The organism is Bacillus infantis, assembly GCF_020171945.1.
In the GTDB taxonomy this organism is placed as follows: Bacteria; Bacillota; Bacilli; order Bacillales; family Cytobacillaceae; genus Bacillus_AB; species Bacillus_AB infantis_A.
The window spans coordinates 50,692-73,319 of the sequence record NZ_JAIVAP010000009.1 but is presented as its reverse complement, the minus strand read 5'-3'; the positions used below and the strand labels follow the sequence as shown (position 1 = coordinate 73,319).

General features: G+C 48.6%; 25 protein-coding genes. 16 read left to right on the top strand and 9 right to left on the bottom strand.

What is annotated here, in order from left to right:
• The first annotated feature begins 34 nt into the window (after nt 1-34).
• From LCM00_RS13835 to map, 3 genes are all read left to right on the top strand, one after another.
• Nucleotides 35-1,354: a lysine N(6)-hydroxylase/L-ornithine N(5)-oxygenase family protein gene (locus LCM00_RS13835; protein WP_224902987.1), complete on the top strand. Its 1,320-nt coding sequence runs from the start codon at nt 35-37 to the stop codon at nt 1,352-1,354.
• Between the two features lie 61 nt (nt 1,355-1,415).
• Complete coding sequence (locus tag LCM00_RS13830) at nt 1,416-1,940, top strand: type 1 glutamine amidotransferase domain-containing protein (RefSeq protein ID WP_224902984.1); 525 nt, start codon at nt 1,416-1,418, stop codon at nt 1,938-1,940.
• A gap of 370 nt (nt 1,941-2,310) precedes the next feature.
• Complete coding sequence (gene map / locus LCM00_RS13825; RefSeq protein WP_224902981.1) at nt 2,311-3,060, top strand: type I methionyl aminopeptidase; 750 nt, start codon at nt 2,311-2,313, stop codon at nt 3,058-3,060.
• Nucleotides 3,061-3,310: 250 nt separating this feature from the next.
• On the opposite strand, the gene LCM00_RS13820 is transcribed toward map, so the two are convergent.
• Nucleotides 3,311-4,132: an MBL fold metallo-hydrolase gene (locus LCM00_RS13820; RefSeq protein ID WP_224902978.1), complete on the bottom strand. Its 822-nt coding sequence runs from the start codon at nt 4,130-4,132 to the stop codon at nt 3,311-3,313.
• Nucleotides 4,133-4,205: 73 nt separating this feature from the next.
• Complete coding sequence (locus LCM00_RS13815; protein WP_224902975.1) at nt 4,206-4,430, bottom strand: DUF1128 domain-containing protein; 225 nt, start codon at nt 4,428-4,430, stop codon at nt 4,206-4,208.
• A gap of 168 nt (nt 4,431-4,598) precedes the next feature.
• On the opposite strand from LCM00_RS13815, the gene LCM00_RS13810 reads away from it, so the two are divergent.
• The 4 genes from LCM00_RS13810 (at nt 4,599) to LCM00_RS13795 (ending at nt 7,901) form a co-directional block, all read left to right on the top strand.
• Nucleotides 4,599-5,066: a low molecular weight protein-tyrosine-phosphatase gene (locus tag LCM00_RS13810; RefSeq protein ID WP_224902972.1), complete on the top strand. Its 468-nt coding sequence runs from the start codon at nt 4,599-4,601 to the stop codon at nt 5,064-5,066.
• A gap of 25 nt (nt 5,067-5,091) precedes the next feature.
• The gene (locus LCM00_RS13805; RefSeq protein ID WP_224902969.1) at nt 5,092-5,478 is read left to right on the top strand and encodes a YtxH domain-containing protein; all 387 of its coding nucleotides are present in this window, start codon (nt 5,092-5,094) and stop codon (nt 5,476-5,478) included.
• 17 nt (nt 5,479-5,495) lie between these two features.
• A complete protein-coding gene (locus LCM00_RS13800) occupies nt 5,496-6,308 on the top strand; it encodes a YihY/virulence factor BrkB family protein (protein ID WP_404802164.1) in 813 nt (270 codons plus the stop codon).
• 600 nt (nt 6,309-6,908) lie between these two features.
• Nucleotides 6,909-7,901 (top strand): DUF3231 family protein, encoded by a 993-nt coding sequence (locus LCM00_RS13795; protein ID WP_224902963.1) that lies wholly within the window; start codon nt 6,909-6,911, stop codon nt 7,899-7,901.
• A gap of 35 nt (nt 7,902-7,936) precedes the next feature.
• Here LCM00_RS13795 and LCM00_RS13790 read toward each other — a convergent pair whose 3' ends face one another.
• On the bottom strand, nt 7,937-9,856 hold the full coding sequence (locus tag LCM00_RS13790) for a heavy metal translocating P-type ATPase (protein WP_224902960.1): 1,920 nt from the start codon (nt 9,854-9,856) through the stop codon (nt 7,937-7,939).
• A gap of 244 nt (nt 9,857-10,100) precedes the next feature.
• Nucleotides 10,101-11,282: an MFS transporter gene (locus LCM00_RS13785; RefSeq protein ID WP_224902958.1), complete on the bottom strand. Its 1,182-nt coding sequence runs from the start codon at nt 11,280-11,282 to the stop codon at nt 10,101-10,103.
• A gap of 149 nt (nt 11,283-11,431) precedes the next feature.
• Between LCM00_RS13785 and LCM00_RS13780 the strand changes: the two genes are divergently transcribed.
• Nucleotides 11,432-11,818 (top strand): OsmC family protein, encoded by a 387-nt coding sequence (locus LCM00_RS13780; RefSeq protein WP_224902956.1) that lies wholly within the window; start codon nt 11,432-11,434, stop codon nt 11,816-11,818.
• A gap of 45 nt (nt 11,819-11,863) precedes the next feature.
• Here the strand turns inward: LCM00_RS13780 and LCM00_RS13775 are convergent, their stop codons facing one another.
• Nucleotides 11,864-12,280, bottom strand: a complete 417-nt coding sequence (locus LCM00_RS13775; protein ID WP_224902953.1) for a pyridoxamine 5'-phosphate oxidase family protein — start codon at nt 12,278-12,280, stop codon at nt 11,864-11,866.
• Between the two features lie 224 nt (nt 12,281-12,504).
• Between LCM00_RS13775 and cax the strand changes: the two genes are divergently transcribed.
• From cax to LCM00_RS13750, 5 genes are all read left to right on the top strand, one after another.
• On the top strand, nt 12,505-13,569 hold the full coding sequence (cax, locus tag LCM00_RS13770; RefSeq protein ID WP_224902950.1) for a calcium/proton exchanger: 1,065 nt from the start codon (nt 12,505-12,507) through the stop codon (nt 13,567-13,569).
• Nucleotides 13,570-13,902: 333 nt separating this feature from the next.
• Nucleotides 13,903-14,514, top strand: coding sequence for a YczE/YyaS/YitT family protein (locus tag LCM00_RS13765; protein WP_224902947.1), 612 nt, complete (start codon nt 13,903-13,905; stop codon nt 14,512-14,514).
• 65 nt (nt 14,515-14,579) lie between these two features.
• Nucleotides 14,580-15,401, top strand: coding sequence for a YfkD famly protein (locus LCM00_RS13760; RefSeq protein ID WP_224902943.1), 822 nt, complete (start codon nt 14,580-14,582; stop codon nt 15,399-15,401).
• Nucleotides 15,402-15,560: 159 nt separating this feature from the next.
• On the top strand, nt 15,561-16,538 hold the full coding sequence (locus LCM00_RS13755; RefSeq protein WP_224902940.1) for a ring-cleaving dioxygenase: 978 nt from the start codon (nt 15,561-15,563) through the stop codon (nt 16,536-16,538).
• Between the two features lie 490 nt (nt 16,539-17,028).
• Complete coding sequence (locus tag LCM00_RS13750; RefSeq protein WP_224902937.1) at nt 17,029-17,508, top strand: GNAT family N-acetyltransferase; 480 nt, start codon at nt 17,029-17,031, stop codon at nt 17,506-17,508.
• A gap of 171 nt (nt 17,509-17,679) precedes the next feature.
• Here the strand turns inward: LCM00_RS13750 and LCM00_RS13745 are convergent, their stop codons facing one another.
• Entirely contained in the window at nt 17,680-18,135 is a 456-nt protein-coding gene (locus LCM00_RS13745; RefSeq protein ID WP_224902934.1) for an AraC family transcriptional regulator, read from the bottom strand.
• Between the two features lie 155 nt (nt 18,136-18,290).
• Between LCM00_RS13745 and LCM00_RS13740 the strand changes: the two genes are divergently transcribed.
• Nucleotides 18,291-19,304, top strand: a complete 1,014-nt coding sequence (locus LCM00_RS13740; RefSeq protein WP_224902931.1) for an NAD(P)-dependent alcohol dehydrogenase — start codon at nt 18,291-18,293, stop codon at nt 19,302-19,304.
• Between the two features lie 121 nt (nt 19,305-19,425).
• Here LCM00_RS13740 and LCM00_RS13735 read toward each other — a convergent pair whose 3' ends face one another.
• Entirely contained in the window at nt 19,426-19,761 is a 336-nt protein-coding gene (locus tag LCM00_RS13735) for a hypothetical protein (RefSeq protein ID WP_224902927.1), read from the bottom strand.
• 100 nt (nt 19,762-19,861) lie between these two features.
• On the opposite strand from LCM00_RS13735, the gene LCM00_RS13730 reads away from it, so the two are divergent.
• Complete coding sequence (locus LCM00_RS13730; protein ID WP_224902924.1) at nt 19,862-20,035, top strand: hypothetical protein; 174 nt, start codon at nt 19,862-19,864, stop codon at nt 20,033-20,035.
• Between the two features lie 50 nt (nt 20,036-20,085).
• Here the strand turns inward: LCM00_RS13730 and LCM00_RS13725 are convergent, their stop codons facing one another.
• Both LCM00_RS13725 and yfkAB read right to left on the bottom strand, forming a co-directional pair.
• The gene (locus LCM00_RS13725; protein ID WP_224902921.1) at nt 20,086-20,400 is read right to left on the bottom strand and encodes a hypothetical protein; all 315 of its coding nucleotides are present in this window, start codon (nt 20,398-20,400) and stop codon (nt 20,086-20,088) included.
• 60 nt (nt 20,401-20,460) lie between these two features.
• Entirely contained in the window at nt 20,461-21,576 is a 1,116-nt protein-coding gene (gene yfkAB, locus LCM00_RS13720) for a radical SAM/CxCxxxxC motif protein YfkAB (RefSeq protein ID WP_224902918.1), read from the bottom strand.
• Between the two features lie 157 nt (nt 21,577-21,733).
• On the opposite strand from yfkAB, the gene LCM00_RS13715 reads away from it, so the two are divergent.
• Entirely contained in the window at nt 21,734-22,618 is an 885-nt protein-coding gene (locus tag LCM00_RS13715; RefSeq protein ID WP_224902915.1) for a hypothetical protein, read from the top strand.
• Nucleotides 22,619-22,628: the final 10 nt, after the last annotated feature.

Sequence of the window (22,628 nt, the reverse complement as noted above, 5' to 3'; positions counted from 1 at the left end):
TTGTTGTGAAAAATCCTTGAGAAGGAGAATTTGCATGCACATATATAATCTGATTGGCATTGGCATCGGTCCATACAATTTAAGCCTGGCGGTCATGCTGCAGAAGGCACACGGCCTTACTGGGCTCTTTTTTGACAAGACGCCGGAATTTTCCTGGCATCCAGGGATGCTGATTGAAGGCTCTGAGATGCAGGTGCCGTTTCTGGATGATCTGGTCACCCTGGCTGATCCGACAAGCCCATATACGTATTTGAATTATCTGCATGAGCATGACCGGCTGACCCAGTTTTCCTATTTTCACAGGCTGGAAATCCCAAGGAAGGAATATAATCATTATTGCCAATGGGCTGCTTCACGCCTTGATAATTGCAGATTCGGCATGGAGGTGGCGGATGTGCGGGACAGGGAGGAGAATGGAGAGCACTTTTTCGAGGTGACGGTGTTCAATATCGAAAAAGGAGTGGAAGAGACCTATTTTGCCTATAATCTGATTCTCGGTACAGGGAATGAACCATTGGTGCCGGATAATATGAAGGATTTTCTGGGAGAAGATTGCATTCACTCCAGCCGCTATCTGCAGCATAAGGACAAGCTGGTTGAAGGCGGATCCATCAGTGTGATCGGTTCAGGGCAGAGTGCCGCGGAAATCTTTTATGATCTTCTGCAATGCCAGAAGACGCATGATTTTCAGCTTAATTGGCTGGCCCGCTCTGCCGGGTTCCTGCAGCTGGAAAGCACAAAACTGGGACAGGAGTTTTTTTCACCGGAATATGTGAACTATTTTCACAGCCTGCCATATGAGGAACGGATCCAGTCACTGGATACATTGAACGGCCTCCGCAATGGCATTGAGCCCGGGCTGCTGGACCTTATCTACAAAGAGCTTTATCACCAGACAATCGGCGGTGAGTCGAGCAAGGCGAGGATCCAGCCGCATGCCGAGCTTCAAGGGATGGAGCGCACATCATCCGGTTTCGAGCTGCAGCTCCAGCAAAAGCAGGCCGAAACGCCCTTTAAGCTGGACTCGGACAAGGTGGTGCTGGCGACAGGATATCGGCCGCATCTGCCGGAATGGCTGCTCAGCCGCTATGCTGACGAAATCATCTGGGAGGGAGAGCGCGAATTCAAGGTGTCTCTCTCTTATGAGATCCTTTTTAAAAAGAAGCGCCAAAACAGGATTTTCACCCTGACCAATATTGAGCATTCCCACGGGGCCGCTGCCACCCATCTCGGCTTGTCAGTCGACAGGAACAGGCGGATCATCAATACCCTTGCTGAAAAAGAAATCTATAAAAGCAACAAGAAAAACGTCTTTCACCGCTTTGTCCCAAGAGAAGAAGAAGTTGTACTGTAAAACAAGGTTTTATCACTGCCCAGGAAGGGAAATCTCATTAATGTGATCAAATTTAAAGGAGATGACAGAATTGGCTAAAATCGCATGCTTAATTACCGAAATGTTTGAAGACGTAGAGTATACAGATCCTGCGAAAGCTTTCAAGGAAGCGGGACATGAGATTACGGCAATCGAGAAGGAAGCAGGCAAATCTGTCAAAGGCAAGCAGGGAAATGCAACGGTTGAGATCGATAAAAGTATCGATAATGTAAATCCTTCCGACTTTGACGCGCTATTCCTGCCAGGCGGATTTTCTCCTGACCAGCTTCGTGCAGATGACCGTTTTGTCCAGTTTGCGAAATCCTTCATGGATGACATGAAGCCGGTACTGGCGATCTGCCACGGGCCGCAGCTTCTTATCACAGCTAAAACGCTAGATGGAAGAGACGCAACTGGCTTCAAATCCATCCGCGTCGACATGGAAAATGCAGGCGTTAACTTCAAGGACCAGGAAGTCGTCGTATGCCAGAACCAGCTGGTAACAAGCCGCAACCCGGACGACATCCCGGCGTTCATTAAAGAATCATTGAATTTGCTTTCAAAATAAATGTGAGGGGAGCGGGAGCGCTTGGTTGAGCGTGGCCCGCTCTTTTTTTGTGGTGCGTGGTTTTGGGTATTTTTGTAAAGTGGAAAAATTATCGCTGTTTTTGGGGTGAATCCCTCTTAAAGTGGGGTGAAAAAACCGCAATCCGGGGAGAAAAAATCAAATTTCAGGGTGAATAATTCAAAATGCAGGGAGAATGGCAAACTTCTGTTTTGTAGCACACCCAGCCTGCCATACATATAGTGATAGTGGGCATCAGGCGCCATTCCTTTGAAATTCTTCCTTTGTCGCGATAAGATAGAGAAAGGGACTTTTTTGCTATCTGAAAAATATACAGGTCTTACATAAATGAGCGGGGAAGGCAGGTAAAGTGATGATTGTATTAAAATCAGCGCGTGAGATAGAAGCGATGAAAAAAGCGGGCGAAATTCTTGCCCTATGCCATAAAGAGATTGCCAAAAGGATCAAGCCGGGCGTGACGACCTGGGAAATCGATGAGTTTGTGGAGGGATTCCTCAAGGAGCACGGCGCGACTCCGGAGCAGAAGGGCTATAAAGGCTATAAATATGCGACATGTGCCAGCATCAATGATGAAATCTGCCACGGCTTTCCGCGCAGGGAAGAATTGAAGGATGGCGATATCGTCACCATTGATATGGTCGTGAGATATAACGGCGCGCTGGCGGATTCCGCCTGGACGTATGCGGTCGGCAATCTTTCCGAGCAGCATCGGAAGCTGCTGGAGGTTACGAAGGAAGCACTTTATAAGGGAATCGAGCAGGCAGTGCCTGGCAAGCGGATCGGAGATATCGGCCATGCGATCCAGACATATGTCGAGGGTGAAGGCTTCTCTGTTGTCCGCAATTTCATCGGCCACGGGATCGGCAATGTGATCCATGAAAAGCCGGACGTGCCGCATTTCGGCCTTGCCGGTAAAGGGCCGCGCATCAAGGAAGGCATGGTCTTCACAATCGAGCCGATGGTCAATGTCGGCGTGTATGACACGAAAATGGACAATAACGGCTGGACAGCGAGGACAGCAGACGGCAAATTCTCTGCACAGTATGAGCATACCATTGCCGTTACGAAGGAAGGCACATTGATTTTAACAGATCAGGAATAAGCGGAAGGCAGGTCTTCGGATCTGTCTTTTTTTATAAAAAGCGAGGCCCTGTGAAATGTTCACAGGGCCTCTTTCGATATACAAGGTGTCGCCTGCCGAGCAGAATGTTGGTTGCCATTAAAAGGCTTATCCCCATAAAACAGTCAAACTATCCACAAAAGTGTATATCTTTCTGAAAAATCACGCTTATCCACAGGGGATTTGCCGAAAAATTGTTTATCCACAGAAAAAGCCCGGCAGGTGCCGGGCGTCAGTTGCCAAATTCCTTCTTCATCAATTCGATATTGCCATCATGGAAGTCCTTCATGATGCGGGGATACTTGTAGTCTTCAAACAGAACATAGCTTTCTGCTGCTTTCCCTTCCGCCACGTATTCCTTCAGTTTGGCAAGATAGCCGGCAGAGGACTGGATGCGGGATGAAATCTCCTCATTGCTGTAAGCCGGCAGTCCGTGCCCGGTCATCATGAGACTGAAGCTGTGGTCTGCGAGGCTGTCCGCGAATTTTTCCAAAGTGAGCAGATAATCTGTGCTTGAAAAATAAACATAAGGGAATTCTGTATCACATAAATAATCTCCGGCAATCAGCAGGTCCAGGGACGGGATGATGCAGGCAATCCCGCAGTCAGTGTGGCCGGGCGTCTGGAAAAACTTAAGCTCGGTCCCGCCGACAGCCAGTGTCTGCCCGTCCTGTGAAATGACGATGTCAGCGGCGGGATAGGAAGGTGTATAGTCCCGGTCGATATAATATGAATCATCCCATGCAAGAATCTGCTCGATGATTTTTTCCCTTTCCTGCCCGTCCTTTTCATTCAGGGCTTTGCTTGCGATGATGGTCGCATCAGGAAAGCTGCCGTGGCCGATAATATGGTCATAGTCAGAATGGGTGTAGAGCACAAAAATCGGGCGGCTCCCGGCTGTGCGGTAGGCATAGGAGCGGATTTCTTCAATCTCATGGGGAAGCCAGCATGGATCGATGACAAGGACCAGATCCTCCGTTTGAATGACGGCAGAGTTGGTCTTAAACAGGCTGCTCTGAAAAATCGCTGTGTTTTGGTCTTTATGGATGAGCATGTGATTCCTCCTTTAGTAGTGCCTGGCACCACTTTTTATAAAACAAAAGCAGACCCAATAGGCCTGCTTAAAATTACATTTTCCTCAAGTTGCCGAGCTCTTCTACAAGCGCCTGCATTTCATTTGGGCTGAATGAATCTTTTTTCATGACAAGTTCGTAGATTTCCTTCAGCTCTGTGTACATTTCCTCGTCAAAATGGGACGGTTTAATGGCGCCGAGATTCAGGACCTTCAGCTTTTCTTTGATCTGTTCAATCATATATTCGACATTTTCAGTTGATTTTTCCGATAAGTTCATGGGGGTGTCATCCTCTCATCACGATATCGACAGGGAGTGCCTGTCCTTTACTCTTCATCTTTCCATGATAAGAGCGGAATGTCAATCAAATTATAGAATGACCTTCCTGCTTATAGTTGCATGAAAGCAGTGAAATAGAAGAAAATGTAGCTAAGGGGGAATGTGCTTTTGATACGTGTATTATTTGTGTGCCTCGGCAATATTTGCCGCTCGCCGATGGCAGAAGCCATGTTCAGGGACCAGGTCAAAAAGGAAGGGCTTGAAGGAGCCATCGAGGCTGATTCTGCCGGGACAGGTGACTGGCATGTCGGCAAGCCGCCCCATGAAGGGACGAGGAAAATCCTTGAGAAATACAAGGTGGATGCAGCAGGATTGGCCGCACGGCAGATTAAAGCAGCCGACCTGGATGAATTCCAGTGGATCGTGGCGATGGACAGCCAAAACCAGGCAGATATTCTGAGCCTTAAAAAAGGCAATCCCGCAGCAAAGGTTGTCAGGCTTCTTGACTACAGCGACCGCAAGGATAAGGATGTGCCGGATCCGTATTATACCGGCAACTTCGAGGAAGTATACAGCCTCCTGAAGGAAAGCTGCGCAAGGCTCCTGAAAGAAATGAGAATAAATCATCATTTATAAAGTAAAAATGGAAAGAGGGATAAGCATGGGGAAAACCAAATTATTGCAGGGAATGCTGCTTGGTGCGATTGCAGGCGGCGCATTGTCACTATTTGATAAGGAAACACGCCGGGCCGTACTGGAGACAAGCCGCAAAACTGCGGGAAGTGCTGCCTATTACATAAAAAATCCTTCAAAAGCGGCCGAATCGGTCAAACAGACGGCAAGCTCCATCCGGACGACCATTGAACAGGTGACAGAGGATGTGGCTTTTATTACGGAAAAGGTTGAGGAGCTGAGGGAAGTGACTCCACAGGTGATGGACATTGTCCAGGAAACACGCTCCGCTTTTTCAAAAGAAGCAAAGAAAGCTCCTTTGGCCGATGAGGAGCCATTGAAGAAGACATCAGCTATCAGTACAGAAGAAGAATGAGCAGGGGAGGGGCTGCAATGGGGAAAGGAATTCCGTATTTATGGAAAAAAATCCACGAAGACGATATATTTGGCCTCGCAGCCCAGCTGGCCTACTTTTTCCTGCTTTCACTATTTCCGCTCCTCATTTTCCTCGTCACCCTCATCACCTATCTGCCCGTCAGCCAGGTGGATATCCTTGGCTTCATCAGGGATTATGCGCCCGGCGATACGATGGCGCTGATCGAATCGAACCTCAACCAGATCGCAGACCGGAGCGGGGCACTCCTGTCCGTCGGGATCATCGGGACCATCTGGTCGGCTTCCAATGGGATCCATGCAATTGTCAAAGCCTTCAATCTTGCTTATGAGGTGAAAGAAAGCCGTCCGCTGATCGTGGCGCGCGGGATGGCGATCCTGCTGACGTTCGCCATGATCTTTGTATTTGTTGTGGCCCTTCTGCTGCCGGTGTTCGGGAAGCAGATCGGCGTTTTCCTGTTTTCCGCCTTTGATCTGTCATCACAATTCCTCTCAGCCTGGAACGCCCTGCGCTGGCTTGTCAGTATCGTCATTTTGTTCATTGTCTTTCTTGTGCTGTACTGGATTGCCCCCAATATAAAAATGAAATGCATCAGCGCGCTGCCCGGCGCCATTTTTGCCACAGCGGGGTGGATCCTGGCATCACTCGCCTTCTCCTATTATGTCAGCAATTTTGCCAATTACACCGCTGCCTACGGAAGCATCGGCGCCATCATCGTCCTCATGGTCTGGTTCTACCTGACCGGCGTCATCATCATCCTCGGCGGCGAGGTCAACGCCTATGTCAGCAAGCGGAAAAATGGGGATTGCTAGGGAGCCGCACCTGATATTGCCTTCTTAGAAAGAGGGTGTGAAGTCCACACTATAAAAGGGGAACACACCACCATCACCAGGAGGGGAAGACCATGGGAAAAGGCAAAACAAAGCAAAAAGGCAAAGACAGCCCGAAGCAGAAAACATCGGGTTCTGCGAATAAATCGAATGGATATCATTAGAGTGGAGGGCGCCCTGTTGTGGGGCGTTCTTTTTTGGGGTTTGGCGGGGGGATTAGTGATGCTGCTGGGGATAGGGGGGGATTCTACATGGAATTCAGTGATTTTGCTTGGAAATGGGGTGATTCTGCAAAAGCTTGCGGGGATTCTACATATTTAACATAATTTTACAACCGGAGGGTCCCGAGGCGGCGGACGAGCGGGAGTTGCTAATAAAATGGGAAAGTTGCTAATAAAAATGAAAAGTTGCTAATAAAAGGAAAAAGTTGCTAATAAACCGGAAAAGTTGCTAATAAAACCCAAAACTTGCTAATAACCCAAATATCCACACCCTCACACCGCACAAAATCCCCCCGCCAGACCCCAATCCCCGGTTAATCTCCCTTAAATTAGCCAAAACTAAGTCCCGGAGGTGTTCTACATGCAGCAGGAAAGGCTGTCTTCATCTGAAATATCAAATATATGGACTCATTATATCCGCGAAACGATGGCGGTTTGCATTACGAAATATATGATGAAGCACGTAAAGGATAAGGAAATCCATGAATTCCTTCAATATGCGCTGGATCTGTCATTTCAGCATATCGATTCGCTCACAGAGCTTTTCAAAAAGGAAAAGTTTCCGCTACCAAAGGGTTTTTCGAAGGAGGATGTGAATATGGATGCACCGCCATTGTTCACAGACGCCTACTGTCTCTTATATATGCATACAATGACGATGCACGGGATGCAGGCTTATGGCCTGGCATCAAGTGTGTCCATCCGGAAGGACGTACGCACATTTTACAGCGGGTGCAATCAGGATACGCACGATCTCTACAACCGGGCAATCGAGCTCCTGTCCGCAAAAAATCTGCTCGAAAAGCCGCCGCTTTACGCAACGCCCGAAAAACCGGTTTTTGTCCCGGACTTTAAATATGTCACCGATGTGTTCGGAAAGAAGCGGAAAATCAATACAATCGAGGCGGGCAATATTTTTTTCAATCTGCAGAAAAGCTATATCGCCAAAAGCAGCTTTATTGCGTTCAAGCAGGTTTCACGGGATACAGAGGTGCAAAAGTTCCTGGATAAGTGCATCAATAATAAAAACAAGCATATTTCAAGCTTTGCTTCTCTGCTTTTAAAAGAAGGGCTTCATTCGCCAAGGCCATTCGAGTCGGAGATCACGAACTCAACGACTGCCCCTTTTTCGGAAAAGCTGATGCTGTTTCATTCCGGCTTTTTCTTTGCAGCGGCGATTTCGTATTACGGCGCGGCTGCGGTTGCCTGCATGAGGGCCGATATCGCGGTTTTGGCCGAAAAAGCAATTTTCGATGATCTCCTGGTGTATGGAAGCTTCGGCAAGCTGATGATCGAGAAGAACTGGATCGAGCAGCCGCCTGACGCGGATGACCGGAAAGTGCTGGAGCAATAGAAAAACGCCCGGGCACCATCCCCGAGCGTTTTTCGCTATGATTTCAAAAGCCTTAAGCTATTCAAGATAACCAGGATCGTACTGCCTTCATGCCCGATGACGCCGAACGGCAAATCAAGGATCTGCAGGAAGTTCGAAGCGATCAGAAGCATGATGACGGTGATGGAAAAAATGACATTCTGCTTGATGATGGTGTTCATCCGCTGTGAGAGAGTGATGGCTTCGGCAATCTTCGGAAGCTCATTTTTCATCAGGACAACATCGGCTGTTTCCAGCGCTACGTCTGTCCCTTCGCCCATGGCGATGCCGACATTGGCTGCGGCGAGCGCTGGGGCGTCATTGATGCCGTCACCGACCATGGCGACATTCTCATAGCGCTTCTTCAGGTCCTTCAGATGCTCGACTTTATTGGCCGGCAGGCACTCCGCGATATATTCATCCACCGTGCTTTCAGCAGCAATCGCCTGGGCGGTCTTTTCGCTGTCGCCTGTCAGCATCACCGTGTAGATGCCCTGAGCGTTCAAGGTGCTGATCGCTGCCTTCGTTTCCTCGCGCACAACATCCTTCAGCGCCAGCAGTCCGGCGATCTTGGAGCCTTTTTTAATAAAAACAATCGTCTTTCCTTCTCCGGCCAGTGACAAGGCTGCTCCGTCAGCGAATCTTTCCGCTTCTTCACGGCCGATAAAGTCAGCTTTGCCGATCTTCCATTCTTCATCCTGGAGCATGGCCTTGACGCCAAAACCGGAGATATCTTCAATGCTTTCCGGGCTTACAAGCGGATGCTTCAGCTCGGTCTTCGCATATTTGACGATGGCGCCTGCGAGCGGGTGATTGGAGTGGCTTTCAATCGATGCTGCCGCCAAAAGAATTTCTTCTTCTTCCATATCCTCGCACGCCAGATAGTCAGTCACCTCAGGCCGGCCCTTCGTCAGGGTGCCGGTTTTATCAAAAGCAATGGCCTTCAGATGGCCGAGATTCTCCAGATGGACACCGCCTTTAAAGAGGATTCCGCGGCGGGCTCCGTTTGAGATGGCCGATAATGTGGCCGGCATGATGCTTGCGACAAGGGCGCACGGACTGGCGACAACAAGCAGGATCATCGCACGGTAAAAGGTTTCCGTCCAGCTCCAGCCCAACAGGTAATGGGGCAGGACCATCATCGCCGCTACTGCAGCGAGGACGACTTTTACATAAGTGCCTTCAAATTTCTCGATAAACAGCTGGGATGGTGACTTTTCGCTCTGTGCGGTCTGGACAAGCTGGATGATCTTTTGGAACAGGGTGTCGCTGGCAGGCTTTGTGATCTCGACTGTAATGGAGCCGTTCAGATTCACTGTTCCGGCGAAGACCTCGTCGGAATTGCCCTTGCTGACAGGGATGGATTCTCCTGTGATGGCGGCTTCATCCAGGGTGGTGGTGCCCTTCAGGATCATACCGTCTGAAGGGACACGCTCTCCCGGCTTTACAAGGATATGGTCGCCGATGCTCAGTTCGGATACGTGCACACGCTCTTCTCCGCCGTCTGTTAAAAGCAGGGCTTCCTCAGGCTGCAGCTCCATCAAGGACGAAATTTCTTTATTGCTTTTGTTCATCGTGTACGTTTCCAGGGCGCCGCTGACGGCGAAAATGAAAATGAGGATGGCGCCTTCTGTCCAGTAGCCGATGATGGCCGAGCCGATGGCCGCGAAGATCATCAGCATTTCCACATTCAATTCTTTGTTTTCGATCGTTTCCTCGATGCCTTCCTTGGCTTTGGCAAAGCCGCCGATCACAAAGGCAAGCAGATAGGAGGTGATGGAGGCGGCCCCCATATCATTCCGCGCAAGCAGCCAGCCGGCAAGGATGAGGATCCCGCTCAGGATGGCGGCGATCAGCTCGGCATGGGGAAGTATTCTTTGAAGCAGGCTTTCCTGTTCTTGCTTGAGTTCTATTAGTGCTTTGGCTTCTGTCGTCATTGGAATTCCCTCCTGGGTTATCGGTTTCTCATTGAGAAGAATAATCAACATCAATACCCCTATTAAACGACGAAAGCTGCCCCCGCCGGAGGAATTTACCTCTTTTGGGGACAGCATTTTCGCATAGGTTTCTAGATTAGTATCGTTATCATATCATAGTCATTTTTATTTAAAAAGGGGGTTAGGGGGAAAAAATAAAAATGGGCTATATTTCTTTTTACCCGGCCCGCCAGGAAGGCAAACCTCACTGGCTCAGCGAATGCTGTTCGGCCCTCTGCCCCGCTCCGCGGTTGGTCAGGACAGCCAGGAAAATCACGAGCAGCATCATGCTGATAATATTGAAGAATGAGATATTCTTGAAAAATTGAATGAAGATGCCGCCCAGATAAGGGCCAGCCAGGCTTCCGAGGCTGAAGGCAATGCCGCAGAGCAGATTGCCGGTCGGCAGCAGATCCTTTGGCATCAGGTCGGTCATATAGCTGATCCCGAGTGAAAAAGTGGAGCCGACCGCCATGCCGGCAAGGAATAGCGTAGCCGTCAATGCCCAGACAGCTCCTTCCAGGAAGCTCGCCAGGAAAAAGAAGATGGAGCCCGACAGAAGGATGATGGTCAATATCCGCTGCCTCCCCAATTTATCGCTCAAGATCCCAAGCGGAAGCTGGAAGACAATGCCGCCGATTGCAAAGGCCGTCAAGAGAACCGAGACGCTTTTCACCTCAAGCCCGATGCGCAGGCCGTAGACCGGGAAGCTGCCGTTCAGGGACGATTCCAGGAATCCATAGCCGAGCGGCGGCAGGAAGGCGACCCACGCATACTTGAAGGCAGCGGAGAATCGCTTCAATGTATTTTTCATCGAATTGACCTCGATTGTCTGCTCCGGATAGTCATTTTTTAAAAGGAACAGGAATACCCATGCCAGCAGGCAGAGGACCGATGACAGGATGAACGGCAGGGTTTCATGCACATTGACGAGCGGCGCCATCAGCGGGCCGACTGCAAAGCCGACCCCGAAGAACAGTCCGTACAGGGAAATATTCCGGCCGCGCTTATGTTCAGGCGAGAAGCTGGTAATCCATGTCTGTGTTCCGAAATGCAGCGCATGGTCGCCGATCCCGATCAGGAGCCTGAGCACGAACCAGAACCAGAATGACTTCCATAATGGAAATAAGATTAATGATACGATGACAAGCAGTCCGCCAAGAATGATGACCGGCTTGTAGCCATATTTCCGGAGAGGCTGCTCCATAAAAGGGGAGACGAGCAGGATGCCGACATAAAGGCCGGTCGCATTCAGGCCGTTCAAGCTTGAAGACAGCCCGTCATTTTCAAATATAATTGCAATAAGGGGAAGCAGCATGCCCTGGCTGAATCCTGAGATTGCCACAATGCTGATTAAAATCCAAAAACGCATGTTTTCTTTATTCATGTTGTTGGCCTCAATTTCTAAAAGTTCTTTCCAAATTGATGGTAACGGCTCCCCGGCGGCTTTGCAAGGAAAAAAGAGCGTATTGCTCATAGCTATGGCAGAAAAAGTAGTATAATCACTGCATACAAGAGAAAAGAGGAGTGGAAACGATGGAATTTACAATGAAGGATGTCGGCTTTTTCACGGAAACGAGCTATGGAAAACTGGATGTAGCCGGTGATGAGGAGTACGGCTTCAGGCCATATCAGCTGCTTGTTTCCTCAGTGGCAGTGTGCAGCGGAGGCGTGCTCCGCAAGATTCTGGAAAAGCAGAGGATTGATGTGGAGGATATCAAAATCAGTGCCGAAGCAGAAAGAGTGGAAGAGGAAGCCAATCGGGTTTCGAAAATCACAGTCCATTTCACAATCACTGGAAAAGGTCTGAAAGAGGAGAAAATCCAAAAGGCGATGGAGCTGACGCGCAAAAACTGCAGCATGGTCCAGTCTGTGAAAGACAGCATAGAAATCGAAGAAACATTCACATTAGTGGAAGCATAATAAAAACAGGGGCGGATCCGGTATGTGGATGCGCCCCTGTTATTTTTATAGAGAAAGCTCTTCAGGCTCCGCGCCCGCTTTTTCAAAATAGCGGATCAGTGAAGGCTCCATTTTCAGGAGCAGGTAGTCCGGATCGTCCGGGCCGGAGAGCCAGTCTTTGAGCTTTTCGCTCCAGAACTTCTCCTTCAGCTCGCTGGAATCCTCGAAGGAGGCTTTCGCTTCAATTTCACAGTACGGCCCGTCATATCCGCCCTGTTCAACCCCCAGCAGAATATGGACATTCGGATTTTTCTCAATGTCTTCTACTTTATGGGCATCTTTGTCTGTCGCGGCAAAAAGAATCAGATCATCATGGAAAAACAGCATAAAGCGGCTGTAGGGCCTGTCATTCCGGATGGATGCCAGTGTGCCGATGCTGTATTTCTCGAACATATCAAGCACCTTCTGCTTTGTGTCTGCCATTTCTTTCACTCCTCGCAATTTTCTTCCCTTTATAATCTGTCATTTTTCCGCTTGTATTATCCGAGCGAAAAATCATCAGGAATGCAATTTTAAAAAGCGGGTATATATGTTGAAGGGCCGCGCCGGATATTTATGCCGGGGCAGGAAAAGCTGTACATAAGGAGTTTTTTTTACGCGGCTTCAAGAATATGATGTGAAAAAATAGAAAGGTGGGAATCGGAAGAATGGTCAATAAAATTTTTATGGTGCTCACCTTTGCAGGCGTTCCCTTGTCTGTCATCGGGACGCTTCTGGGCTGGCCGAGTGTTGCACTTTTTATTATTTATTGCTTAACCATCATCGCCCTAGCAAGCTATATGGGCAGGGCGACGGAAAGCCTTGCAATCGTAGCCGGGCCAAGGATCGGCGGACTGCTGAACGCTACCTTCGGGAATGCGGTCGAGCTGATCATCTCAATTTTTGCGCTGAGGGAAGGGCTTGTCGAGGTCGTCCTGGCGTCACTCACGGGGTCAGTGCTGGGGAATCTGCTGCTGGTCGCCGGACTCAGCTTTTTTATCGGCGGGGTCAAATATAAGCGCCAGAAATTCAATGTGTATGATGCAAGGCATAATTCAGGTTTGCTGATGTTTGCCGTAGTCGTGGCGTTCGTCATTCCTGAGGTGTTCTCCATGACAATGGGAGAGGGAGAGCGGATGACGTTCAGCATCGGGATTTCTGTCATTCTGATTGCTTTATATCTGGCAGCGCTCTTGTTCAAGCTTGTCACACACCGCGGTGTCTACCAGCCCGCTGAAAAAGAAGCGGCAGCAGCTCATCATGAAGAAGAACCGGAATGGAGCAAAGGCAAGGCGATTGCGATACTGGCCATTGCGACTGTAGCGGTTGCGTATGTATCGGAAAATCTTGTCCACACCTTTGAAGCGGTCGGCGAGACATTTGGCTGGTCAGAGCTCTTCATCGGGGTTGTCATCGTTGCGATTGTCGGTAATGCGGCCGAGCATGCTTCTGCCATCATCATGGCATTCAAGAACAAGATGGACATTGCCGTTGAAATTGCCATCGGCTCGACCCTGCAGGTAGCGATGTTCGTCGCACCGGTGCTGGTGATTGCGTCACTGTTTTTCCCAACATCGATGCCGCTCGTCTTCACACTGCCTGAACTGATCACGATGGTCACAGCCGTGCTGCTCATGGTCGTCATCTCCAATGATGGTGAAACGAACTGGTTTGAAGGGGCCACGCTCCTCGCAGCCTATATTATTGTGGGCATCGGCTTTTATTTATTATAGCGATAATAAGAAAAGGCTCTGCACTTGTGCAGAGCCTTCTTTATGCTTCTATTGGACTTGCTTTTTCTATCATAAGTATCCTTTTGGACGAATATGTTGTAAAAGACGGAAATCAATCGCTTAACTCTACCTGCATCTATCACCCGCTTTCATGTCTTGTTGGACAAGCTCTTCATGAACAAATGGATAATAATGAGTGTTTAGCCTCCTTTGCTGTGATAGAAGCGATTCCTTCAGCCCTCCTTTGCTGTTGTTAAGGTAATTATAGATTATTTTTATAAAAATGTAAATATTCAGATTTTTACAATTGTGTAACAGTTGGGGGAGTGAATTATGAAGCTGCTTGTAAGGGTTATTTTTTATGTGGCGGGCCTGGTCATTCTGACTTTGGGCATCTGTATGGCAATCCTATCCAATCTCGGGGCGGGTCCCTGGGATGCGCTGAATGCAGGCCTGGCCAGGACCGCCGGGCTCACGATCGGGAGCTGGGTCATCATCATCGGCATCATCCTGATGATGGTCAATGCCTGGCTTCTAAAAGCCAAGCCGGAGTATCTCGCGCTATTGACTGTATGCCTCATTGGCTTTATGGTCGACTTTTGGATATTGCGGGTATTTTCCGGCGTATACATACTGAATGTCTATTTTCAAATCACGGCGCTGATTCTTGGGCTTGCGCTTATTGGATTGGGGGCGTCCATGTATTTGCAGGCAGAGTTTCCCCTCAATCCGATCGACCATTTTATGATGGCCATCAAAGAGCGGTTCGGGGTGAGCCTGATGATGGCGAAAACCATCGGGGAAGCGGGAGCGCTGTTTTTGGCCATGCTCTTCCATGGGCCAGTCGGTGCAGGGACCATCGTCATCGCTGTCCTGATCGGACCATTCATCCAATTATTCTTTCCTTACTGCCAGCAGCTGCTAAAAAGATTTTCCGGCACTTAGGATAAATCAGGGGAACTCCGAAAAAACTAAGAGCAGATACAAGCATTTGAAAGGAGTTCCACATCATGAGAAAGTATGTATCCGTTCTAATTATAACTCTTCTTGCCATGCTTTCTTTTTTGCCCGATGCCGGAGCAGAGAAAAAGCAGGACAAGACCGAGCAAAAGCAGCAGCTGAGCATTCCGATCCCCAGTTCTGTCCTGAATATCACGAAGGAAAATACGTATCCCAACCCGGTGCAGGACCAGCCGACACTGCAGCCGAGCGAGCTGACACAGTCGCTGCTTGATACGTCCAAGATCAAGATTGAAAACCCGGATTTGATCAGGATGCTGAACGAGTCTTCTGTCAATAGCACGCCGTTTGCATTCGGCTACAGGGCCATCGTCTATCTTGGGCAGTGGCCGCTCAATTACGAAAGCACAGAAACGGCGCCAAACTGGGAATATCAGAAAATCAACACGAATTATTTTGATAACAGGGGCGGAAAAGCGCCTTATCAGATCCACTATGTCCAGGAAGCCCAGAAGGTCGTAAGGGGAGCCCTGACAGCCAAAATCCCGAAAGCCCAGGATGTCCAGAAAATGATGCTCCTGAAGGCGATGGAAAAATCCAAGCTGCCGCTCGCTTTCGAAACAGTGGTCGGCGCCGGGACGAAAAAGGATCAGATCTATAATATCCCGCCAAAGCGTCTCGGCTATCTGTACGGCTATGCACCTGCCGTCAATGAAAAGGGAAAAGTCACTTATGGCGAGGTGTATCTGATGCTGAAGGGAAGCAAAAGACTGCTTGTCATCAAGAATGTCACCTCCCAGGGAATCGGCGCCTGGATTCCTGTCCAGGACCATATTTCCTTCGGGTTCATGGCATCAGAACGACCGCGTTAATCTTAGCGCCGGCTCTTGCAGCCGGTGCTTTTTCTATAGGAAGAGACATTCCTTGCATAAAAAGAGGGCGGCCATTTATAATAATATTATCTTGAATTCGAGATAAATTTAGCCCTCTTACGGGTATTGATAAAAAAGTCTTAACTATGGAGGAACATGATGAACCATTTAAAAGGTATACACCATGTCACTGCAATCACAAGCAGCGCGGAAAAGAATTATGAATTTTTCACTTTTGTCCTTGGGATGAGGCTGGTCAAGAAAACCGTCAACCAGGATGATATCCAGACATACCATCTGTTTTTCGCCGACGACAAAGGCAGCCCGGGCACTGATATGACTTTCTTCGATTTTCCCGGCATCCCTAAAGGAAGGCACGGCACAAATGAAATTTCAAAAACATCCTTCCGGGTGCCGAATGACGCAGCACTGGATTATTGGGTGGCGCGCTTTGACCGCCTTGATGTGAAGCATACCGGCATTAAAGAGCAATTTGGGAAAAAGACGCTGTCATTCGCAGACTTTGATGACCAGCAATATCAATTGATTTCCGATGAAAATAATTCTGGTGTTGCTTCCGGCTCTCCTTGGCAGAAGGGGCCGATTCCACTGGAGCATGCAATCACAGGTCTCGGGCCGATTTTTGTCCGCATCGCGAACTTTGATTATTTTAAAGAAATGATGGAAAAAGTCCTGCTCTTCAAGGAAATTGGACAGGAGGGCGCATTCCATCTGTTTGAGGTCGGGGAAGGCGGAAATGGCGCCCAGGTGGTTGTTGAGCATAACGCTGTCCTGCCGCAGGCCGTGCAGGGATTTGGAACTGTCCACCACGCGGCATTCTGCGTCGAGGACCGGGCTGTATTGGATGAATGGACCGAGCGCCTGCCGCAGTTCGGCTTCCAGACATCCGGCTTTGTGGACCGCTTTTTCTTCCAGTCCCTATATGCACGGGTCGCACCGCAGATTCTGTTCGAATTTGCGACAGACGGACCAGGCTTCATGGGCGACGAGCCATATGAAACACTGGGCGAAAAGCTGTCATTGCCGCCATTTCTTGAAAACAAGCGCGAGCAGATTGAGAAGCTTGTCCGTCCGATCGACACGGTCAGGAGCACAATTGATTTTACAAAAGAATAACAGGAGGAGCCTTCCTTGGCGGGGAGGCTCTTTTTGTAAAGAATGCTTTTAATCATATTATGGTATCGCATCCTCATTTGAATGGCCGGCAAGCCTTTAAAATAAGCGGAGATTTTCCGCTTATGCTGCTGAATATGTCACGGGCGGGTGTAAATAAGTGGAGAATTTCCCGTTATGAGGAGCGAAACTGCCCATTTTCCTGTTTTTTGAGTCGATAGCCGGAATTTCTCCCTCTATTTGAGCCACTTTTAGCGTTTTTTCAAAATTAGAGGGAATTTCTCCGCTTATTTTTCAACCTGTCAATGATTCCCTCAGTCGGGTCCTGGAATGTCCGCTCTTTTATAGCTGGGCGGGGAAGAAACTGCTTTTTTGTCAGGCACACGATCCGCAATTTTTTTCCCAACCTCTTCTGTCGAAAAAACACTTTCCTGAAAAAGGAAAATGAAAGGTCCCTAGCGAAGTAGTAAGCAAACCAAAGGAGCTGGTATAAATGGAAATCAGATTAGCGGAAAAAGCAGATACTGAAGAGGTGTTCGAGGTGCTGAAAGGGGCGGCCCAATGGCTGAAGGATAAGGATATCAGTCAATGGAGCTTCCTGCTCGGCGGCGGTGAGGATGGGGAAATCAAGCAGGCGATCCATGACCGCGAAACCTATGTGCTGTGCGATAAAGGCAGGGTGAAGGCGACCTTTACCCTTTATGAAGGGCCATCAGGCTGGGACCGGCATATTTGGGATGGGGAAGCGGACGGAGCCATCTATCTGCACAGGCTTGCCGTTCATCCTGACAGCATGGGGAATGGGCTTGGGGAAAAAGCAGTGAGCTGGATCTGCAGGAAATACAGCGGCACACCGCTGAGGCTCGACTGTGTGGGTGACAATGAGAAGCTGAACCAATATTATCAAAAAATCGGGTTTGTGCTGAAGGGTGTGACAGACAGCCATTCGCGGTATGAGAAGGCTGGGGAGTGAAGGTAGAGGCAGTATTTCCTGACCGGGATGGAACTATTGGCGGTGATGAGACTATTCATTATTGCTGAGAATCTGCAGGATGCGGTTGAGTAGCTGTATCAACCGCAGGGACTGCTATTTCTACATAGAAGAACCGGGACGGGAGGAATTCCCGTCCTTTCGTGCACCAGGCTACAGTTCTTTGACTGGAAGGCATACCTCGCACTGATGATTCAATAGCATCGCACCGATATACCTTTCAAAAGCTGGCCTGTTATCGAGCTGGAATCCGAGGTTATGGAGAGTTGGAAGGATTTCTGCCCAGAGTTTCTGAATCTCTTCTTCTGTATGCTGGACCTGGAAAACAGCGTATTCTCCGCCAGGGAATTTACCTTCTTTCAGTGATGCGTCCATTTTAAATTCCTCGGGTATGACAATGCAGGCGTCATATCGGCAGCTTTCAGGCGGCACTGTCTGCGGATTATCATGGGAAATTCCGAGTATGATGGCGGCTTCGTCCAGCAGACTGTTTTCTTTTGCCCACAGTTTCAACTCCTCCATCACATGCTGGTTGGCAGGTCCATAAGGTCCGGTCTGACGTACATAGGCGATTCGGTATTCAGGCACCATTTCAGTTTTGAAATCCATCTTACATTCTCCTCCCTTTCCTGTACTGTCTTTGATGCTAGCATGATATAAAAAAATATTCACAGCTATTTTTAAAATGGATAGAGCCGGACGGAAGGACTATTTCTGCCGGAAAGTCCGTATATATTATGGACTAATGAATCAGAGGTGGAGATATGAAGGCAATTGTATATAAAAAGTACGGACCTCCAGAAGTCCTTCAGCTGAAAGAAATTGAAAAGCCGGTCCCAAAAGAACATGGGATCCTGATCAAGATAATGGCGACAACGGTCACAGCAGCGGATATCCGGGCGCGGAGCTTTACAGTGCCCCGTTCAGTGGTGCTGCCCGCGCGCCTGGCCCTCGGACTCCGGCAGCCGAAGAAAGCGATATTGGGAGCGGAGCTTGCCGGGGAAGTGGAGGCAGTCGGGAGGAATGTAAAGAAATTCAAGGCAGGCGATTCGGTTTTTGCCGCTTCACTGGAGAATTTCGGCGCTTATGCTGAATATATTTGCCTCCGGGAGGACGGGCCTGTGTCAATCAAACCTGCCAATATCACGTTTGAAGAAGCCGCGGCCATTCCGATTGGCGCACGGACAGCTTTGTATTTTCTGCAGAGAGCCAATGTCCGGAAGGGCCAGAAGGTATTGGTGTACGGGGCTTCCGGCAGTGTCGGCAGCTATGCGGTACAGATTGCCAAGCACTTGGGGGCAGAGGTTGATGCTGTCTGCAGCGGTCAAAATCTTGAATGGGTAAAATCTCTTGGGGCCGGCAGTGTCCTGGATTATCGTTCAGGGAACCTCCCAGTGGTGGACGGTGCCTACGACGTCATTTTCGAAGCGGTAAACAAAAGTTCCTTTAAAGATTGCATGAAATGGCTGAAAAAGGGCGGCACCTATATAAATGTCACAGAGCCGCTCCCCAGCGCGCAAATGCTGTGGGCTAAATGGAAGGGCGGCACGAAAATACTGCTGAGCCGCAATGCGCCTGAAACAGCTGAAGCCTTAGACTATTTGGGAGAAATGGCGGAAGCGGGAAAGCTTAAGGTGAAAATTGACCGAAGCTATAAGTTAGATGAAATAGTTGATGCCCATCGGTATGTTGATGATGGGCATAAGAAGGGGAATGTGGCGGTGGTAGTGAGCCGGGATCTGATAGACCCAGGGCCTGATGCTTCTTTCTTTGATTAAAGCAGAACTGGAGTAGATTTATTATGGAAAAGTGGAAAACGTTAAAGTCCGAATACCTGCATAAAAGCCCCTTCGGCAATATCAGAAGAGACCGCTGTGAGCTGCCGAATGGGCTGGTTATTTAGCCTCTCCCATACTCAGCATGCAGTAATCTTTTACACTCATCCCAAGCAGGGATATTTTCTGATTCCCAATGGATATATTCCAGCTCATCTGCTAATTTTCGGGATGCTTTCATAGCTTCTAAATGATGGCCGGCATTGCGGTAGTTCCTCATCATCTCTTTATTTTCCCAAACCGTCAGGGTCCAGAACGTAGTCCAGCCTTCTTTGTTAAAAGAAGAGAATTTTAACCCTGGCGCTTTTTTTAATTGCCGTGATGATCTGAGTGTATGCAGGAAAAATTCCGGCAGTTTTCTTTTGCCTCTTAGATGGAGCCTTGTTACTGAAATAAACATAGTATCCACTCCTGACAGCCTATAAGATAACAGAAACTCCTCTCTAAAATAGGAGAGGGGAACCCAATTCTAATTATAAAATTTTTCCAATTTTAAGTCTATGTATTATTTAATATGGAATGATGGAAGAAAAATCATCTGGAGCAAAACACTTAAAGAAAGCGGACAGGGAACTTTCACAGCAGTTGCCGCAAGCAGGATTCATGGCATTAATTTAGTTGGCGATAGCACTAAAGGCAGCTGCCGGGTGGAGTTCAGCGAAAAGAAGAATTGATTCTAATATGAAAGAAAAAAAAGCTCAGAACACACTGCTCTGAGCTTTTTTCAATCCTTTTCATCTGTATAAATCCGTAAGGCCCCAATGATAAAAATGACCGGAAGAATCACCACACCCAATCGGAAAGGCCCGATATCCAGTGTCATGAGCAATATAAATACAGGCAGTGCAATCATCATAAACAATGAAGCAAATTTAGTATAGCGGATCGCAGCTTCGGAAACTTCAGGTTCTTCACTATACATCCATCGCTTCCCCCAGAGAATACTTTCCTCAGCGTTAAAATAAGTCCACAGCAGCAAAGCATAGACAGGGATCATGAAAACAATAAGCAGATATGCGTCAACCATACGATCAACCATAAGAGGCCTCCCAAGTATGTCTTACTATTCATACGTTCGGCTCCCTGGAAAAGTTTCACATTATATCCGCGAACTGTTCTTCTGAAAATCAACATCCTGATAATAACTGTTTTTCACCAATACATTCGGGCCAAGGCATTTGACGGCCGGGCAGTGGCAGTTGAGTTCGCCTGCGAGCTTTGTTTCCTGCCAGCTGTCGAAGATGTCAGGCAGGGCGTCCCTCTGGATATTGCCGAGCGCCGGGGTGTCGCCGAAGTCGGTCACGATCACATCGCCTGTGAAAATATTGACGTTGAGGCGTGAGCGGCCGTCAGGGTCATTCCGGACGGTGACATTTTTACTGCTGTACAAGCGCTTCAGGAGCTCCAGGTCTTCGTCCTTGGTGCTGCACGGATAAAACGGCAGGGTGCCGAACAGCATCCAGGTGTTTTCGTCCCTTACATCAAGAAGGTGGTGGATCGCAGCCCTGACTTCATCAAGATTCAGAGTTTCCAGTGATGAAGCGAAGTCTGATGGATACATAGGGTGAATTTCATGGCGCTGGCATTTCATTTCCTCTGTAATCTGTTTATGTATGCTTTCCAGATAGGGGAGGGTCCGTTTATTGAGCATCGTTTCCGCAGACACCATGACACCTGCATCCACCAGGGCGCGGCTGTTTTCGATCATGCGGTGGAATAGCCGCACGCGCTGCTCTCTTGTCGGCTTCCGCTCCATCATGGCGAAGCCGCCTTCGATGAAGTCCTCTTCTGTTCCCCAGTTATGGGAAATATGCAGCACATCCAGGTAAGGGGAGATCATTTCGTATCTGTCCATATCAAGTGTCAGATTGCTGTTGATCTGGGTGCGGACTCCGCGCTCTGATGCATATTTGAGAAGAGGCAGCACATAGTTTTCTACCGATTTTTTCGAAAGCATCGGTTCTCCGCCTGTGATGCTGATCGAGCGGAGGGCAGGGATTTCCTCAAGCCGCTTGAGAAGCAGGGGGAGGGGCAGGGCGTTCGGGTCCTTCGGCTGGAGTGTATAACCGACGGCACAGTGCTCGCATCTCATATTGCAAAGGACTGTGGTCGTAAACTCAATATTGGTTAAAGTCAGCTTGTTATATTGTTCCATATCCATATAAGCTTCCCATGGATCATGCTTCGGTGTAATCTTTGTTTTTTCAATAATCATGCGGTAAAACTCCTTTTAAAATGTCCTTAATCATTACTATGCCTTGAAGCCTATGTCAATGATTTTTTGTGCCACTCTGCAAAATCATAGTTTATGAATCTCTCAGAATGGGAAATAACTTAGTAATGATAGCATAAATCAAGAGGAGGAATGCAAGATGGCACAGCAATATGATAATACCAATTCGAATTCGGAAACCACTGGAACCACAGCGGGTGTATCTGTACCGGGAACTGGATCAAGCGCAGGCACAATGACTAGCACAGGTACAACTTCGACTTACAACACAGGCTCTACAACTATGAGTTCTGATTCTTCAGGCATGAGCTCTGATTCTTCAGGCATCAGCCCTGATTCTCCAGCCATGAAATCCGAATATTCAAGTTCAAGCAGCCACTATGGTTCAACGAATGACAACAGCAAGCTCCTGAAAGGGATCGTGCTTGGAGGAATTGTCGGCGGCGCCCTTGCCCTGCTTGATACTTCGACTCGCAACAAAGTGATGGGCACTGCGACTGACCTGAAGGATTCTTCCATGAAAATGTTCAATGAAGTCAAGGAAAATCCAGGCGAAGCCAAGGATAATATGATCAGCCAATTCAAGTCTGCATCATCGACATTGAAAGAAGCGATCAGCGATGCCCAGAAACTGTACGAGCGCGTTAATAATGACGTATTCGGAAAAGTGAATGAGTTTAAGGGCATGTCAGGCGATGCGAAGTCTAACTTCCAAGACGCGAAAAGCGGTCTCATGGACGCAAAGGACGATCTGATGGATATCGGCAGCAAGGTAAAAGATGCCGGCTCTGAACTGGTTGAAAGCCCAGTGGGCGGTTCAGGCTCATCTGACAGCTCAAGCTCTTCAAACAGCTCTGACAGCTCATCATCATCTTCAAACAGCAGCTCAAACAACAGCACTAACAGCAGCAAGTCAAACAATTCAAGCACTGGCTCAAATGAAACCACTGCATTCTCAAGTGATTCCAGCAAGAGCACTGCGACTGCAACTCCATCCACTCAAAAGAACAGCAAAAACCTTTAATATAACCATC

What these genes read in the sequence shown, in the direction of transcription:
- LCM00_RS13795 (WP_224902963.1), top strand. Translation starts at nt 6,909, where the DNA reads ATGCAGCAGGAAAGGCTGTCTTCATCTGAAATATCAAATATATGGACT.
- LCM00_RS13805 (WP_224902969.1), top strand. Translation starts at nt 5,092, where the DNA reads ATGGGGAAAACCAAATTATTGCAGGGAATGCTGCTTGGTGCGATTGCA.
- LCM00_RS13800 (WP_404802164.1), top strand. Translation starts at nt 5,496, where the DNA reads ATGGGGAAAGGAATTCCGTATTTATGGAAAAAAATCCACGAAGACGAT.
- LCM00_RS13715 (WP_224902915.1), top strand. Translation starts at nt 21,734, where the DNA reads ATGGCACAGCAATATGATAATACCAATTCGAATTCGGAAACCACTGGA.
- LCM00_RS13755 (WP_224902940.1), top strand. Translation starts at nt 15,561, where the DNA reads ATGAACCATTTAAAAGGTATACACCATGTCACTGCAATCACAAGCAGC.
- LCM00_RS13740 (WP_224902931.1), top strand. Translation starts at nt 18,291, where the DNA reads ATGAAGGCAATTGTATATAAAAAGTACGGACCTCCAGAAGTCCTTCAG.
- yfkAB (WP_224902918.1), bottom strand. Translation starts at nt 21,576, where the DNA reads ATGATTATTGAAAAAACAAAGATTACACCGAAGCATGATCCATGGGAA.
- LCM00_RS13750 (WP_224902937.1), top strand. Translation starts at nt 17,029, where the DNA reads ATGGAAATCAGATTAGCGGAAAAAGCAGATACTGAAGAGGTGTTCGAG.
- LCM00_RS13730 (WP_224902924.1), top strand. Translation starts at nt 19,862, where the DNA reads ATGTATTATTTAATATGGAATGATGGAAGAAAAATCATCTGGAGCAAA.
- LCM00_RS13775 (WP_224902953.1), bottom strand. Translation starts at nt 12,280, where the DNA reads ATGGCAGACACAAAGCAGAAGGTGCTTGATATGTTCGAGAAATACAGC.
- LCM00_RS13765 (WP_224902947.1), top strand. Translation starts at nt 13,903, where the DNA reads ATGAAGCTGCTTGTAAGGGTTATTTTTTATGTGGCGGGCCTGGTCATT.
- LCM00_RS13725 (WP_224902921.1), bottom strand. Translation starts at nt 20,400, where the DNA reads ATGGTTGATCGTATGGTTGACGCATATCTGCTTATTGTTTTCATGATC.
- cax (WP_224902950.1), top strand. Translation starts at nt 12,505, where the DNA reads ATGGTCAATAAAATTTTTATGGTGCTCACCTTTGCAGGCGTTCCCTTG.
- LCM00_RS13735 (WP_224902927.1), bottom strand. Translation starts at nt 19,761, where the DNA reads ATGTTTATTTCAGTAACAAGGCTCCATCTAAGAGGCAAAAGAAAACTG.
- LCM00_RS13780 (WP_224902956.1), top strand. Translation starts at nt 11,432, where the DNA reads ATGGAATTTACAATGAAGGATGTCGGCTTTTTCACGGAAACGAGCTAT.
- LCM00_RS13830 (WP_224902984.1), top strand. Translation starts at nt 1,416, where the DNA reads ATGACAGAATTGGCTAAAATCGCATGCTTAATTACCGAAATGTTTGAA.
- LCM00_RS13745 (WP_224902934.1), bottom strand. Translation starts at nt 18,135, where the DNA reads ATGGATTTCAAAACTGAAATGGTGCCTGAATACCGAATCGCCTATGTA.
- LCM00_RS13820 (WP_224902978.1), bottom strand. Translation starts at nt 4,132, where the DNA reads ATGCTCATCCATAAAGACCAAAACACAGCGATTTTTCAGAGCAGCCTG.
- LCM00_RS13790 (WP_224902960.1), bottom strand. Translation starts at nt 9,856, where the DNA reads ATGACGACAGAAGCCAAAGCACTAATAGAACTCAAGCAAGAACAGGAA.
- LCM00_RS13760 (WP_224902943.1), top strand. Translation starts at nt 14,580, where the DNA reads ATGAGAAAGTATGTATCCGTTCTAATTATAACTCTTCTTGCCATGCTT.
- LCM00_RS13815 (WP_224902975.1), bottom strand. Translation starts at nt 4,430, where the DNA reads ATGAACTTATCGGAAAAATCAACTGAAAATGTCGAATATATGATTGAA.
- map (WP_224902981.1), top strand. Translation starts at nt 2,311, where the DNA reads ATGATTGTATTAAAATCAGCGCGTGAGATAGAAGCGATGAAAAAAGCG.
- LCM00_RS13835 (WP_224902987.1), top strand. Translation starts at nt 35, where the DNA reads ATGCACATATATAATCTGATTGGCATTGGCATCGGTCCATACAATTTA.
- LCM00_RS13785 (WP_224902958.1), bottom strand. Translation starts at nt 11,282, where the DNA reads ATGAATAAAGAAAACATGCGTTTTTGGATTTTAATCAGCATTGTGGCA.